The following is a 14,543-nucleotide window of genomic DNA, read 5'->3' as shown; positions in this document are numbered from 1 at the left end:
CCCCTGTCGGGTCCTGGCCCCGGCATTAGGCTGATCACATGTCGGCCACCCGCTTCACCTATCTCGGTCCCGAGGGCACGTTCACCGAAGCCGCCCTTCGCACCCTCCCCGAAGCCGCGACCCGGGAGCTCGTCCCGATGGTTTCGGTCCCGGCCGCTCTGGACGCCGTGCGCAACGGTGAGGCCGCGGCCGCCTTGGTCCCGATCGAGAACTCGGTGGAGGGCGGGGTCACCTCGACCCTGGACGAGTTGGCTGCCGGCGTACCCCTGATGATCTACCGCGAGGTGCTGCTCCCCATCGCGTTCGCACTGCTGGTGCGGCCCGGAACCAAGCTGTCGGACGTCAAAACCGTCACCGGGCACCCGGTCGCCCAGCCTCAGGTGCGCAACTGGCTGCGGTCGAACCTGCCCGACGCCCTGTGGGAGTCGGCTGCGTCCAATGCCGACGGTGCCCGGCTGGTCCAGGAGGGCCGCTTCGACGCCGCCTTCGCGGGCGAGTTCGCGGCCGCCACCTACGGGCTGGTCCCGCTGGTCACCGAGATCCACGACGCGCAGAACGCCGAGACCCGCTTCGTGCTCGTCGGACGTCCTGCCCGCCCGGCCGCACCGACCGGAGCCGACAAGACCTCCATCGTGCTGTGGATGGGCGACGACCGACCCGGCGCGCTGCTGGAGCTGCTCCAGGAGTTCGCCGTCCGCGGGGTGAACCTGATGCTGATCCAGTCCCGGCCCACGGGTGCGGGGATCGGCAACTACTGCTTCGCCGTCGACGCCGAGGGACACATCTCCGACCGCCGGGTCGGCGAGGCACTCATGGGCCTCAAGCGCACCTGTCCCCAGATCCGCTTCCTCGGCTCCTACCCGCGCGCCGGTGTCGCTCAGGGTGACGTCCAGACCGCCCGGGCCGGCACCTCCGACGGCGACTTCACCGCGGCCTCGGACTGGCTGACGCGTTGCCTCGACGGGCGCCCCTAACGCTCTGTCCACTGTCCACAGAGTTATCCACAGGGATCGATGCAGACCTGGGGACAAGTCGACACGGCAACACGACAAGGTCGACAAATCGGTCGGGTGGCGCAGGTTTCGCGCTGACGAGCGGGAGGTGAACGGCGTCACCCCTGTATCACCGATCAACTCTTTGGGGCGAGTCATTCCCACCCGAATGAGTGTGTGAGGGTGGTTTGAACCCTGATTGGGCCCGCTCGCCCCATGGTCGAGATTGATCTATTCCTGTGTCCACAGATCCGGCACACAGCCTGTGGATAAGCCGGTCCCCTGGGGAATTCCTGTGGACAAGGAAGGCCCTTCCCTCCTGCTCAGAGGGTGCCCGATCGCTGCCGTTGCGCCCCTTTTCGGGGAATGGAGCCGTTTTATCGGCCCCGACGGAAGGGATGCTTCCAGCCTCCTGCAGGAAGTTTTCCATTCGCGGCAATTGGGACAAAGTGACACGCAGCGTGATATCGGTGCGCTCCTCGGAAGCCCGGCCCGGTAGCCTGGAGGGGTGATTGACCTCCGGCTGCTCCGTGAAGACCCTGACCGTGTCCGCGCCTCGCAGCGCGCCCGTGGAGAGGACGTCGCCCTCGTCGACGCACTGCTCTCCGCAGACGAGCGCCGCAGGTCCTCCGGCATGCGATTCGACGAACTCCGCAACGAGCAGAAGTCGCTCGGCAAGCTCATCCCCAAGGCCTCTCCGGAGGAGCGGGCCGAGCTGCTGAAGAAGGCCGATCAGCTCAAGCAGGACGTCAAGGCGGCCGAGGCCGAGCAGAACGAGGCGGACGAAGCCGCCAAGCAGCTGCTCCTGCGCCTCGGCAACGTCGTCCACACGGACGTGCCCGTCGGCGGCGAAGAGGACTTCGTCGTCCTGGAGACGCACGGCACCATCCGCGACTTCGGCGCCGAGGGCTTCGAGCCCAAGGACCACCTGGAGCTCGGCGAGTCCCTGGGCGCCATCGACGTCGAGCGCGGCGCCAAGGTGTCCGGCTCGCGCTTCTACTACCTCACCGGCATCGGCGCCCTGCTGGAGCTCGCCCTCGTCAACGCGGCCATCGCGCAGGCCACCGAGGCCGGCTTCACCCCGATGCTCACCCCCGCGCTGGTCCGCCCGCGCGCCATGGAGGGCACCGGCTTCCTCGGCCAGGCCGCGGAGAACGTGTACCACTTGGAGGGCGACGACCTCTACCTGGTCGGCACCTCCGAGGTCCCGCTCGCCGCGTACCACATGGACGAGATCATCGACGCGGACAAGCTGCCGCTGCGCTACGCCGGCTTCTCCCCGTGCTTCCGCCGCGAGGCCGGCACGTACGGCAAGGACACCCGCGGCATCTTCCGCGTCCACCAGTTCGACAAGGTCGAGATGTTCTCGTACGTCGCGCCGGAGGAGGCCGAGGCCGAGCACCAGCGGCTCCTGGACTGGGAGAAGCAGTGGCTGACCAGCCTGGAGCTGCCCTTCCAGGTGATCGACGTCGCCACCGGCGACCTGGGCGCCTCCGCCTCGCGCAAGTTCGACTGCGAGGCGTGGATCCCCACCCAGGGCAAGTACCGCGAGCTGACCTCCGCCTCGAACTGTGACGGCTTCCAGGCGCGCCGCCTGTCGATCCGCTACCGCGACGGCAAGAAGACCGCTCCGCTGTCCACCCTGAACGGAACGCTGTGCGCGGTCCCGCGCACGATCGTCGCGATCCTGGAGAACCACCAGCAGGCCGACGGCACGGTCCACGTTCCCCCGGTGCTCCGGCCCTACCTGGGCGGTCGGGAAGTCCTGGAGCCGATCACCAAGTGAGCACGGCCCCGTTCCCGTACAAGCTCGTCGCGACCGACCTCGACGGGACGCTGCTGCGCGGCGACGACACCGTCTCGGAGCGCACGCGTGAGGCGCTCCTCGCGGCCACCGCCGCGGGCGCAGCGCACATCATCGTCACCGGCCGCGCCGTGCCGTGGACCCGGCACGTCCTCGACGACCTCGGCTACAAGGGCATCGCGGTCTGCGGGCAGGGCGCTCAGGTCTACGACGCGGGCGCGCACCGGCTGCTGACCTCGGTGACGCTCGACCGGAAGCTGGCCGCGCTGGCACTGGAGAAGATCGAGGCCGAGGTGGGTCCGCTGGCGATCGCCGCCAGCCGGGACGGAGTCGAGGGCGAGGTGCTCTTCGGCCCCGGCTATCAGGTCCAGGAGGGCCTTCCCGCGCTCTACCTGGAGGACACCTCCGAGGTGTGGTCGGCTCCGCTGAACAAGCTGTACATCCAGCACCCCGAGCTGGACGAGGACGCCCTCGTCCAGGTGGCCCGGGAGACCGTGGGCAGCCTGGTCGGCATCGTCATGGCCGGTCCGGGTGTCGTGGAGATCCTGCCGCTGGGGCTGAGCAAGTCCACCGGGCTCTCGCTGGCCGCGCGCCGGCTGGGGGTGAAGGCGGCCGACACGATCGCCTTCGGAGACATGCCCAACGACATCCCGATGTTCGGCTGGGCCGCGCACGGAGTGGCCATGGCCAACGCGCACCCGGAGCTCAAGGCGGTGGCGGACGAGGTCACCACCTCCAACGAGGAGGACGGCATCGCCGTGGTCCTGGAGCGTCTGCTGGGCGCCGCGTAACCGGGCGGAAGACGAACGGAAGGTCCGGAACGGCCCGCGCCGCAAGGCGCGCTCGAAGTGGCTGTTCCGGACCTTCTTGTTTCTCCCCGCACGGCTCACTCTGCCCCCGCCGCACGCCTCGTACCAGTGAATTTCCGTGCGTCAGCCGTGCATCCGGCTCAGGTTCGGGTGCCGGGTCAGCGGCCAGGCGAGGAGGCCTACGGCCAATGCGATGGCGTGGCCGAAGTCGGTGAAGGTCCCGCCGGAGACCAGCGGGAGTCCGAAGAAGGCCACGGAGCCGGCGAGGTAGAGCCAGCGCCAGGGACCGGGCAGGCGGTACGTCAGCACCCCGACGGCGGTCGCGAGTCCGTAGCTGACGCCGATGTCGACGACGTGGACCATGCTGCGCGGGGCGCGGTGGTCCTGGATGGCCATCAGGACCAGTTTCTGGCTGATGAGCGTGGCCGTGATGTGTCCGGTCGCGATGATGAAGAGCCAGCGCAGGGTGCCGAGCCAGCGCTCGACATTGGCCTGGAAGATCTCGAAGAGGACGAAGTAGAGCGGGAGCGAGGCCGGGTCCTCGATCCAGAACGCGCTGCTGAGCAGCGCTCGTACGGGGTGCTGGGCGAGCTCGTGGATGTTGCTGCTGTTGCGGTGGAGCAGGACGTGTTCGAGATGGTCGGGCACGATCACGACCACGATGCTGGTGACCACGATGATCAGCAGCCAGATGTGGGTGCCGGGCGCGGAGCGTATCCATGACCGCACTGGCCTGGAGGGCTCGGGCTCGGTGTACTCGATCATTTCCCGATGATCTCGCGCAAAGCTGTGCCCCGCCTGGCCGGTGGGCCGGGCGGGGCACTGTTTCACGTGAAACATCCGGTACGGATGCCGGTGGGACGCCGGTACGGGCTCCGGAGGTCCTACTCCTCACCCGCCAGCTTCAGGCTGCGGAGCTTCTGTCCGGCGTAGAAGGTGGCGCCGACGGTGACCGCGACGAGCAGGATCACCGCGGTGGGCAGCCCGACGGTGGCGTCCACGTACCCCTCGCCCGCGACCTTCTGCGCGAGGGCCAGCGACCACTGCTGGACGCTGAGGGTCTTGGCTCCGTCGACGAGGCTGCCGAAGAGCGACTCCCAGATCAGGGCGTAGACGAGGCCGAAGACGACCGCGTGCCGGCTGACGGTGCCCAGCAGCAGGAACAGGGCGCTGTAGGCGACCGAGGCGACGAGGGCGGCCACGGTGTAGGCGACGGCGATCTGCTGGCCGTTGCCGTTGAGGATGAAGCCGGCGATCAGGGTGGGGATCGCGGAGAAGACCATGGTGACGGCGATCGCGACGGTCAGCTTCGTCAGGATGATCGTCGGGCGCTTCACCGGCTTCGAGAGCAGGTAGACGATCGAGCCGTCGTCGATCTCCGGGCCGATGGCGCCGGTGCCGGCGATGACACCGATCAGCGGGACCATCGTCGCCAGGGCGAAACCGCCGAGGAGATCGGCGGCGACCTTGTCGTCGAGGCCCGTGAAGGCGCGCACGGCGATGGAGATGGCGATCAGCAGGACGGGCAGCGCACAGAGGATCAGTGCGCGGCGGCGGCCGAGCAGGGCCCGGTAGGTGAGCCGGGCAACGGTGGGGTTGTACATCAGTGCCAGCTCCTTCAGGCCGCGACGAGGTAGGAGAAGACCGACTCGAGGGACTCGTCGGAAGGCGAGACCGTCAGCAGCCGGATGCCGTGCTCGCGGGCGACCCGCGGCAGCAGCTGGGTGAAGCGCCCGAAGTCGACGGCCTGGATGCGCAGGGCGCCTTCCTTGAGGTCGACCTCGATCCCGGCGGTGGACGGGTCGGCGATCAGGGCCGCGGCGAGGACCCGGTCGTCGGAGGAACGGACCAGGTAACGGTGCGGGCGGTCCGTCATCAGGCGGCGGATCTTGCGGAAGTCGCCGGAAGCAGCGTGCCGGCCGGCGACGACCACCTCGATGTGGGAGGCGAGCTGTTCGACCTCCTCCAGGATGTGCGAGGAGAAGAGCACGGTGCGGCCGTCGTCGCCCATCCGCCGCAGGAGCTCCATGAGCTGCATGCGCTGGCGCGGGTCCATGCCGTTGAACGGCTCGTCGAGCAGGAGCACCGACGGATCGTGGACCAGGGCGGAGGCCATCTTCACGCGCTGGCGCATGCCCTTGGAGTACGTGGAGATCTTGCGGTCCTGCGCGTACTCCATCTCGACCGTGGCCAGGGCCCGCTGGGCGGCCGCCTCGTCGAGACCGTGGAGTTCGGCGTTGGCGACGACGAACTCCTTGCCGGTGAGGAAGTCGTACATGGCCTCGCGCTCGGGCACGACGCCGATCTGCTTGTAGACCTGCTCGTTCTGCCAGATCGGCGTGCCGTCGAGGGTGACGGTGCCCGTGGAGGGGGCGAGGAAGCCGCCCATCATGTTGATGAGGGTGGACTTGCCGGCACCGTTGGGGCCGAGCAGGCCGGTGACTCCGGGACCGATGCGCATGGTCACGTCGTTGACGGCGACGACGTTCCCGAACCAGCGGGAGGTGTGGTCGATGTCGATGATGCTCACAGCCCGGCCTTCCGGTAGCGGGCCATCAGGGCGGCGTAGGAGCCGGCGATGAGGCCGAGGATGACGAGCAGGTAGACGAAGCCGACGGCGCCCGAGGGGCCCTCGCTGCCGGGGAAGCCGGAGTCGGCGCCGAGGAAGGCGGTCTGCAGGCCGTCGATGAGGCTCATCGGGGAGAACAGGCCCAGCCACTCGATGCCGCCGGTGGAGCCGGTCTCGTAGGCGATGGCCTGGACGGCGGACACGGCGCCGTAGGGGATCAGGAGCACGGCGATGATGGCGGCGACGCCGAAGCCGCGGCGCGGGGTGAGCGCGGCCATGACCAGGCCGAGGCCGGAGAAGAGCAGCGACAGAAGCAGTACCGACACCAGTGCCTGCCCGAATCCCTTGGTCTGGTCGGCGAAGTCGAACTTCGCCAGGAGCGAGCCGATCCACATGATCAGCAGCGGGGTGGCCGTGAGGATGAACAGGGCCGAGGCCATGGCCGCGAACTTGGCCACGACGTAGTCGACGCGCTCGATCGGCCGCGAGAAGTAGAGCGGCACCGTCTTGAAGCGCAGGTCCCGCGAGACTGACTGCGGCGCCTGGGAGGCCAGGTAGAGGTAGACGATCACCTGGGTGGTCATCGCGTACGTCGTGTACTTGATCGGCAGCGCGGTGGAGCCGGGCACGGTGATGGCGACCGCGACGAGGATCAGCGCGGGAACGCACATCACCGCGAAGAGCAGCATCGGCAGCACCTTGGACTTGGCCGAGCGGCCGAGTCCGTAGGCGCCGCGCAGGGACTGCGCGAAGAGCGACTTGCGGGCGTAGGAGCGGCCGAGCCGGGGGCCGTCGTAGGACCGGTAGCCGATGTTGTGGATCTGGGTCGAGGTGTCAGGCGCCATCGGAACCGGCTCCCTTCTGCTGGGTGGCGGCCCAGGCGGTGGCCTGGGCGGACTGAGCTGCGAACTGTTCGGCCCGGGCGGCCGCCGCGTCGCTGTCGCGGAAGACCTCGGCGATGTGGTGGCGGCGCTGCTCCATGCGGACCAGGCCGATGCCGAGATCGGCGACCGTGTCGCGGACGACGTCGTACGTGGCCTCGCCCGAGGCTTCGACGAGGAGGATGTGGCCGGCTCCGGGCAGGCCCTCCTCCTCTCCCGCGTGCAGCGTCACTCCCGCCTCGGTGAGCGCCTTGCGCAGGGCGGCGGTGCCGTCCGGGTGGGCGTCGGAGTCGGTGACCTCGACCGCGAGGGTCGTGGTGGTCTGGGTGAAGTCGCTGGTGGAACTGGAGCGCAGCAGTTTGCCGCCGTCGACGACCACGACGTGGTCGCAGGTCCGCTCCAGCTCGCCGAGCAGGTGGGAGGTGACCAGGACCGAGATGCCGAAGTCGGTGTAGACGCGGCGGATCAGGCCCAGCATCTCGTCGCGGCCGACCGGGTCGAGGCCGTTGGTGGGCTCGTCGAGGAGCACCAGTTGCGGGTCGTGGACCAGCGCCTGGGCGAGCTTGACGCGCTGCTTCATGCCGGTGGAGTAGCCGCCGATGGGGCGGTAGCGCTCCTCGTACAGCCCCACGTGGCGCAGGGTGTCCGCGGTGCGCTCACGGGCGGCGGTCGGCGGGAGCCCGGACATGCGCGCCATGTGCACGACGAACTCGGTGGCCGAGACGTCGGGGGGCAGGCAGTCGTGTTCGGGCATGTAGCCGACGCGCTCGCGGATCGCGCTGCCATGGGTGGCTACGTCGAGTCCGAGCACGGCGGCGGTGCCCTCGGTGGCGGGGGAGAGTCCCAGCAGAATCTTGATCAGCGTGGACTTGCCGGCTCCGTTGGCGCCCACGAGCCCGGTAACTCCGGGTCCGATGTCCAAGGAGAGCCGGTCGAGGGCGGTCACTCGGGGGTACCGCTTGCTCAGGCTTTCGGTCGCGATGACAGTCACGTGAACGACGTTAGTGGCGCACGGAGCCCGGATCGTCAGACCTGGAGCTCGATCCTTTCTCCGCCTTCAGGACTACGGACCCCGACATAAGGCTGACGTAGGGCTGATGCGTACCGGACAAGTTTGTCCACAGGTCCGTGCACGGGCCTTGACGTGATCTCCAGTCATTGTCACATTCATCAGTGTCAAGTTACGGGCGCGTACGGCTACATGGACGGACGGCTGGCATGGCTGGGGACACCAGGCAACGCACGAAGCGACGCACCACGGAACTCTCCGCCGAGCTGCGCGGGTTCAAGGAGGTGCAGCGCCTCTCCTACGAGTGCGCCGAGGCCGTCGCGGCGCAGCTGCGCCCCGGCGTGACCGAGCGCGAAGCCGCGCGGATGCAGCGCGAGTGGCTGCGCGAGCGCGGGGTGCGGGACTGGTTCCACATGCCGTTCGCGTGGTTCGGGGACCGGACCGCCTTCACCGGCTTCAAGATCCCCCTGCAGTTCTTCCCGACGAACCGGGCCCTGGAGCCGGGGATGCCGTTCATCCTCGACATGGCCCCGGTCTACAAGGGCCACACCGCGGACATCGGGTACTCGGGCAGCCTCGGCCTCAACCCGGTGCAGGACCGGCTCATGTCCGATCTGCAGGCGCACCGCACGCTGATCCTCGACCAGGTGCGCGAGCGCCGCTCCCTTCGCGACATCTACGAGGAGGTGGAGCGACTGATGATCGTCCAGGGGTACACCAACCGGCACCGGGCCTACCCCTTCGGCGTCATCGCGCACAAGATAGACCGGGTCAAGGAGCGGAGCTGGGCACCGACCGCGTTCGGGTTCGGCACCCAGGCCCTGAAGGGGCTGGCCTCCGATGCCCTGCGCGGCCACCGCGAGGGCTGGTCCCCGCTGTGGAGCCCGTACCGCTTCTCCGACCACCCGCCCCAGCCCGGCCTGTGGGCGGTGGAGCCGCACCTGGGCTTCCGGGGCACCGGCGCGAAGTTCGAGGAGATCCTGGTCGTCACCGACTCCCGGGACCCCGAGGAGAGCGCGTACTGGCTGGACGACGATCTGCCGCACGTGCGGCGCTGGGCTGAGGAGAAGACGGCATGAGCGCAATGACGGACGCGGGCCTGGCGGGCGCGCGCGAGCGCTGGGTGAGCACCGGCGGGGTCGAGCTGTGCGTCGTCGAACTCGGCGACACGGACCGGCCGACCGTGGTCCTGGTGCACGGGTACCCGGACAGCAAGGAGGTCTGGTCGCAGGTCGCCGAGCGGCTGGCCTCCCGGTTCCACGTCGTGCTCTACGACGTACGGGGCCACGGGCGCTCCACCGCCCCGCAGCCGCTGCGCGGCGGGTTCACCCTGGAGAAGCTGACCGACGACTTCCTCGCGGTCGTGGACGCGGTCAGCCCGGACCGCCCGGTGCACCTGGTCGGCCACGACTGGGGCTCCGTACAGGGCTGGGAGTTCGCGACGGTCGCCCGCACCGAGGGCCGGATCGCCTCCTTCACCTCCATGTCGGGGCCTTCCCTCGACCACTTCGGGCACTGGATCAAGAAGCGGATGGCCCGGCCGACCCCGCGCCGGGCCGCCCAGCTGCTGCAGCAGGGCGTCAAGTCCTGGTACGTGTACATGCTGCACACCCCCGTGCTGCCGGAGCTCGCCTGGCGCGGGCCGCTCGGCAAGCGGTGGCCGAAGCTGATCGAGCGGATGGAGAACATCCCGGCCGGGGACTACCCGACGGCCTCCCTGCCCTCCGACGCCGCGCACGGAGCCTGGCTCTACCGGGACAACGTCCGGGCCCGGCTGCGCCGGCCGCGCGCCGACGCGTACGCCCACGTACCGGTGCAGCTGATCACCCCCACCGGGGACGCCTTCCTCTCCGAGCGGCTCTACGACGAGCTGGAGCTGTGGGCCCCTGACCTGGTGCGGCACACCCTGCCGGCCAAGCACTGGGTGCCGCGGACCCGGCCCGACCAGCTGGCCGCGTGGATCACCGAGTTCGTCACCTCCCGGGAGGAGCCCGCCACGCGGGCGCCGGAGCAGAAGGCCCCGGGCAGGTACGCGGACCGCTTCGGCGGCCAGCTGGTCCTGGTCACCGGAGCCGCCAGCGGCATCGGCCGGGCCACCGCCTTCGCGTTCGCCGAGGCCGGCGCCCGGGTGGTGTGCGTGGACCGGGACGCCGACGGCGCTGCCCGCACCGCCGACATGGCACGCCTGGTCGGCTCGCCGCAGGCCTGGGGCGAGTGCGTCGACGTCAGCGACGAGCAGGCCATGGAGAAGCTCGCCGCGAAGGTCGCCTCCGAGTACGGGATCGTGGACGTCCTGGTCAACAACGCCGGGATCGGCCTGTCGGGGCCGTTCCTGGACACGACCGCCGAGGACTGGAAGAAGGTCCTCGACGTCAACCTGTGGGGCGTCATCCACGGCTGCCGGCTCTTCGGCAAGCAGATGGCCGAGCGCGGCCAGGGCGGGCACATCGTCAACACCGCCTCCGCCGCCGCCTACCTGCCGTCCAAGACGCTGCCCGCGTACAGCACCTCCAAGGCGGCGGTGCTGATGCTCAGCGAGTGCCTGCGGGCCGAGCTGGCCTCCAAGTCGATCGGTGTGTCGGCGATCTGCCCCGGCATCGTCAACACCAACATCACCGCCACCTCTCGCTTCGCCGGAGTGGACGAGGCCGAGGAGAAGCGGCGCCAGCAGAAGTCCTCCCGGCTCTACGGGCTGCGCAACTTCCCGCCGGAGAAGGTCGCGGACGCGATCCTGCTCGCGGTCGTGAAGAACCAGGCCGTGGTTCCGGTGACTCCCGAGTCCAAGGGCGCCCTGTGGATGTCCCGGTTCGCGCCGGGGACCCTGCGGCGATTCGCGAAACTGGAGCCCAAGCTGTGAGCGAGGCGGTCGCGGGCAGGGCTGCCCCGTACGCGATCGCGCCGCGGCGGGTGGCCTTCGACTGGAAGGCCACCCCGCTGCACTGGATACCGGGCGAGCCCACCGCCACCCACGTCGTCAACGTGCTGCACCTGCTGCTGCCGGCCGGTGAGCGGTGGTTCGTGAAGGTCTTCAAGGAGGGCCTGCCCCTGGTCACGGACCCCAAGCTGCGCAGTGAGGTGAAGGGGTTCATGGGCCAGGAGGCCACGCACAGCGTGCAGCACTCCTACGTCCTGGACCACCTCGCCGAACAGCGGCTGCCCACCGAGGCGTACACGAAGTACGTGGACTTCCTCTTCGAGAAGCTGCTCGGGGAGACCCCGCCGTTCGGTGCCCCGATCACGGCGCAGGAGTGGCTGCGCTTCCGGCTCTCGCTGGTCGCCGCGATCGAGCAGTTCACGGCGGTGCTCGGGGACTGGGTGCTCGGCGCCGAGGGGCTCGACGCGGCCGGAGCGGACGAGGTCATGCTCGACCTGCTGCGCTGGCACGGCGCCGAGGAGGTGGAGCACCGGTCCGTCGCCTTCGACATGTACCAGCACTGCGGCGGAGCGGGCCTGCCCCGCTACCTCCGGCGCATCGAGGGCATGGCCGTGGTCGCGCCAGTCATGGGCTGGCTGTGGATCGCGGGGGCCTCCTACCTCCTGCGCAACGACCCCGAACTGCGCGGACGGACCCGCTATTCGCTGCGCGAGCACAACCGGGCCGTGGCCAAGGGGCTGCTGCCCACTTGGAGAGAGCTCGGCACGGCCATACCCCGCTACCTGCGGCGGTCGTACCATCCCTCGCAGGAGGGCTCGCTGCGCAGGGCGGTCGAGTACCTCGCGGCTTCACCCGCCGCCCGGTCCGCTGCGGGCGCGGTCGGCCGAGCCGCCATGTCGTAGGGAGCCGGGATTGTCCGAGCAGGCAGTAGCCGAGTACCGGATCGAGGATCTGGCGCACCACAGCGGTGCGACCGTCCGCACGATCCGGGCGTACCAGGACCGCGGTCTGCTGCCGAAGCCGGAGCGCCGAGGCCGTTCCAACGTCTACCGGGACACGCATCTGGCGCGGCTGCGCCAGATCGCCGACCTGCTGGACCGCGGTTACACCCTGGCTTCCATCAAGGAACTGCTGGAGGCCTGGGACGCGGGGCGCGGTCTCGGCGGAGTCCTGGGCCTGGTGGCCGAGGTGCACGGACCGTGGACGGATGAGGAAGCGGCCCGGATAAGCCGGGACGAGCTGAACGAGCGGTTCGGCGGCAAGCCCGACGACGAAGCGGTCGGCGAGGCGTGCGAGCTGGGCGTGCTGGAGCGGATCCCGGGGCGCCCGGACCAGTTCCTCGTACCGTCCCCGCAGGAGCTGTCCGTGGCCGCCGAGCTGTACGCCGCCGGGGTCCCGCTGCCCGCGATCACCGGTCATCTGCGGGAGTTGCGCGGGCAGGTGGAGCTCATCGCCTCGCGCTTCCTGGAGTTCACCACGGAGCACGTCTTCGCCCGGTACCTGGGGGCCGTCCCCCCGACCGACGCCGACGCGGCCGAGGCGGCCACGATGGTACGAAGGCTGCGGCCACTGGCCCAGCAGACGGTGGACGCGGAACTGGCGCGGGCGATGCGCCTCTTCGCGACCCGCCACCTGCAGCAGCACCTCGGAGCCGTCGGGACCCCCCAGCCGTCCGGGCCGGCCCCGGTGGCGCTGCCCGCGGAGACCGTGCGGGCCGTGCAGGAGCTGGTGGGTCCGGATCATGTGGCGGAGTTCGTCCGGGCCGCCACGGAGCGGGAGTTGCAGGCCCGGACGATGAACGATCTGGCCAGCCGCGGCGGCCGGTAGTGCTCGCTCAGTAGTCCACAGGCCGGATCACGCTTTTGCCGCCGAAACCGGCGCAAAGGGCTGTGGACAAGTCCGACCGACCTGTGGGGAACCACGTCCGGAGGGTCAGCCGACGGCCTGGAACGCCGGTCCGGGCACGCTGGTTTCGGCCACCGGAGCGGCGGGGGTCACGGTGGTGGCCGCCGCGGGCGCAGTGGCAGTGGCGGTCGTGGTGTCGGCGGTCGTGGTGTCGGTGGTCGCGGTCTCGGTGGTCGCGGTGGAGGCGGTCGTCTCGGTGGAGGCGGCCGTCGTGGAGGCGGCCGCCCGGCGGGTGCTCCCGTAGAGCAAGCCCGCGAGGACCAGGCCGAGCACTCCGCCGACGAGCTGGGCGGCGACGAACCCCGGCAGCGACTGCGGGGCGATGCCGGTGAAGGAGTCGCTGAAGCTGCGCCCGATGGTGCCGGCCGGGTTCGCGAAGGAGCCGGAGGAGGTGAACCAGATCGCGGCGGCGATGTAGGCGGCGACCGCGGCCGGGATCAGCTTCGGCCGGCCGATGCGGCCGAGGCCCTGGATCACCAAGACCAGTCCGGCGGTGGCCACGACCTCGCCGACGAGCAGGTGTCCGCCGTCGCGGACCTGGGTGGAGAAGGCTCCGGGGACGCGGCCGAACATCGCTTCCGCGAGGACCGCGCCGCCTATGGCCCCGGCGATCTGGGCCGTCACGTAGACCAGTGCTTCCCGGCCTTCGAGGCCTTCGCCGCCGGTGCGTCGGCCCCACCAGGTCGTGAGGGTCACCACCGGGTTGAGGTGGGCGCCCGAGAGCGGCCCGAAGAGCGTGATGATCAGCCCGAGCCCGATGGCCGAGGCGAGCGAGTTGGCCACCAGGGCCACGCCCGTATCCGAGGTGAGCGCGGCGGCCTGGATTCCCGATCCGATGACGACCACGAGGAGGGCAGCGGTGCCGACGAGCTCGGCGGTCGCACGCCGCGACAGAGACGCACTATTTGTCATACTTTTCTTCCCCTTGAGTGGCAGTTCAGCGGAAAATGTATTCCGTATCTTGGAAACACGATAGGGGGAGTCCAGGTTGGGGAGAACGGCGAAAATTCGCTGCGCCGACCCCGGCCGAGCCGTCACCCTGGGCGAATGGATGACAAGCGCACCGTCAAGGTGTCCAAATACGTCTCGAAACACCTCCGCCATCAGCCGGAACGCATCGGACTGGTGCTCGACCCGCACGGCTGGGTGGAGATCGACGATCTTCTGAGCGCCACGGCCACCCACGGCTTCCCCATCAGCCGGGCCGAGCTCGACCACGTGGTCGCCGCCAACGACAAGCAGCGGTTCGCCGTCGACGGCAGCCGGATCCGTGCCAACCAGGGGCACACCGTCCCCGTGGACCTGGACCTGCCGGAGGCCGAACCGCCCGCGTACCTCTACCACGGCACCGTCGCGGCCGCCCTGGACGCGATCCGCGCCGAGGGACTGCGCCCGATGGCACGCCACCACGTCCACCTCTCCCCGGACCGGGAGACCGCGACCCGCGTCGGCGCACGGCGCGGCCGGCCGGTCGTCCTCGCCGTCGACGCGGGGGCGATGCGCGCAGCGGGGCACGTCTTTCGGGTCAGCGCCAATGGGGTGTGGCTGGCGGACTCCGTGCCGCCGCAATTCCTGCGGTTCCAATAAGCCGGAGACGCCCCGGCGGCCCCTGAATTCACCGGGGGATTGTCAGATCATCCCCCTACTCTGTTCCTCACTCCGGGATCTGTGAGGGGGGTACCTCGCGGTCGCCGAACAA

14 protein-coding genes are annotated in these 14,543 nt (G+C 69.9%); 8 read left to right on the top strand and 6 right to left on the bottom strand.

Translation table 11 applies throughout. From position 1 onward, the window contains the following. Positions 1–38 precede the first annotated feature (38 nt). The 3 genes from pheA (at position 39) to OHA37_RS19485 (ending at position 3,587) form a co-directional block, all read left to right on the top strand. Positions 39–974, top strand: coding sequence for a prephenate dehydratase (pheA, locus tag OHA37_RS19495; protein WP_266906976.1), 936 nt, complete (start codon positions 39–41; stop codon positions 972–974). Positions 975–1,500: 526 nt separating this feature from the next. Further along, entirely contained in the window at positions 1,501–2,778 is a 1,278-nt protein-coding gene (gene serS, locus OHA37_RS19490) for a serine--tRNA ligase (protein ID WP_266906974.1), read from the top strand. Beyond that, positions 2,775–3,587, top strand: a complete 813-nt coding sequence (locus OHA37_RS19485) for an HAD family hydrolase (protein WP_266906972.1) — start codon at positions 2,775–2,777, stop codon at positions 3,585–3,587. The genes serS and OHA37_RS19485 overlap by 4 nt, the downstream gene beginning before the upstream one ends. Positions 3,588–3,728: 141 nt before the next feature. On the opposite strand, the gene OHA37_RS19480 is transcribed toward OHA37_RS19485, so the two are convergent. The 5 genes from OHA37_RS19480 to OHA37_RS19460 form a co-directional block, all read right to left on the bottom strand. Further along, positions 3,729–4,370 (bottom strand): rhomboid-like protein, encoded by a 642-nt coding sequence (locus OHA37_RS19480; protein ID WP_266906970.1) that lies wholly within the window; start codon positions 4,368–4,370, stop codon positions 3,729–3,731. Between the two features lie 119 nt (positions 4,371–4,489). Continuing rightward, positions 4,490–5,209 carry an ABC transporter permease gene (locus OHA37_RS19475; RefSeq protein ID WP_266906968.1) on the bottom strand — a complete coding sequence of 240 codons (720 nt, stop codon included), beginning with the start codon at positions 5,207–5,209 and terminating at the stop codon, positions 4,490–4,492. A gap of 14 nt (positions 5,210–5,223) precedes the next feature. Next, the gene (locus OHA37_RS19470) at positions 5,224–6,135 is read right to left on the bottom strand and encodes an ABC transporter ATP-binding protein (protein WP_266906966.1); all 912 of its coding nucleotides are present in this window, start codon (positions 6,133–6,135) and stop codon (positions 5,224–5,226) included. Continuing rightward, entirely contained in the window at positions 6,132–7,019 is an 888-nt protein-coding gene (locus OHA37_RS19465) for an ABC transporter permease (protein WP_266906964.1), read from the bottom strand. Before OHA37_RS19465 ends, OHA37_RS19470 begins: the two co-directional genes overlap by 4 nt. Next, the gene (locus OHA37_RS19460) at positions 7,009–8,046 is read right to left on the bottom strand and encodes an ABC transporter ATP-binding protein (RefSeq protein ID WP_266906962.1); all 1,038 of its coding nucleotides are present in this window, start codon (positions 8,044–8,046) and stop codon (positions 7,009–7,011) included. Before OHA37_RS19460 ends, OHA37_RS19465 begins: the two co-directional genes overlap by 11 nt. Before the next feature lie 227 nt (positions 8,047–8,273). Here OHA37_RS19460 and OHA37_RS19455 point away from each other — a divergent pair, with 227 nt between their 5' ends. From OHA37_RS19455 to OHA37_RS19440, 4 genes are read left to right on the top strand one after another with little or no spacing between them, the layout of a single operon-like run. After that, positions 8,274–9,143: a M24 family metallopeptidase gene (locus tag OHA37_RS19455; RefSeq protein WP_266906960.1), complete on the top strand. Its 870-nt coding sequence runs from the start codon at positions 8,274–8,276 to the stop codon at positions 9,141–9,143. 5 nt (positions 9,144–9,148) lie between these two features. Next, entirely contained in the window at positions 9,149–10,921 is a 1,773-nt protein-coding gene (locus OHA37_RS19450) for an SDR family oxidoreductase (RefSeq protein ID WP_266912916.1), read from the top strand. Next, positions 10,918–11,841, top strand: a complete 924-nt coding sequence (locus OHA37_RS19445; protein WP_266906958.1) for a metal-dependent hydrolase — start codon at positions 10,918–10,920, stop codon at positions 11,839–11,841. The genes OHA37_RS19450 and OHA37_RS19445 overlap by 4 nt, the downstream gene beginning before the upstream one ends. A gap of 10 nt (positions 11,842–11,851) precedes the next feature. Next, the gene (locus OHA37_RS19440) at positions 11,852–12,766 is read left to right on the top strand and encodes a MerR family transcriptional regulator (protein ID WP_266906956.1); all 915 of its coding nucleotides are present in this window, start codon (positions 11,852–11,854) and stop codon (positions 12,764–12,766) included. A gap of 105 nt (positions 12,767–12,871) precedes the next feature. Here the strand turns inward: OHA37_RS19440 and OHA37_RS19435 are convergent, their stop codons facing one another. Continuing rightward, positions 12,872–13,756: an aquaporin gene (locus OHA37_RS19435; RefSeq protein WP_266906954.1), complete on the bottom strand. Its 885-nt coding sequence runs from the start codon at positions 13,754–13,756 to the stop codon at positions 12,872–12,874. A 135-nt stretch (positions 13,757–13,891) separates the two neighbouring features. Here OHA37_RS19435 and OHA37_RS19430 point away from each other — a divergent pair, with 135 nt between their 5' ends. Beyond that, positions 13,892–14,431: an RNA 2'-phosphotransferase gene (locus OHA37_RS19430; RefSeq protein ID WP_266906952.1), complete on the top strand. Its 540-nt coding sequence runs from the start codon at positions 13,892–13,894 to the stop codon at positions 14,429–14,431. Positions 14,432–14,543 lie beyond the last annotated feature (112 nt).

The sequence above is a fragment of the Streptomyces sp. NBC_00335 genome (genome assembly GCF_036127095.1).
Classification (GTDB): Bacteria; Actinomycetota; Actinomycetes; order Streptomycetales; family Streptomycetaceae; genus Streptomyces.
The sequence above is the reverse complement of the archived record's forward strand: the minus strand, read 5'-3'. Positions and strand labels throughout refer to the sequence as shown.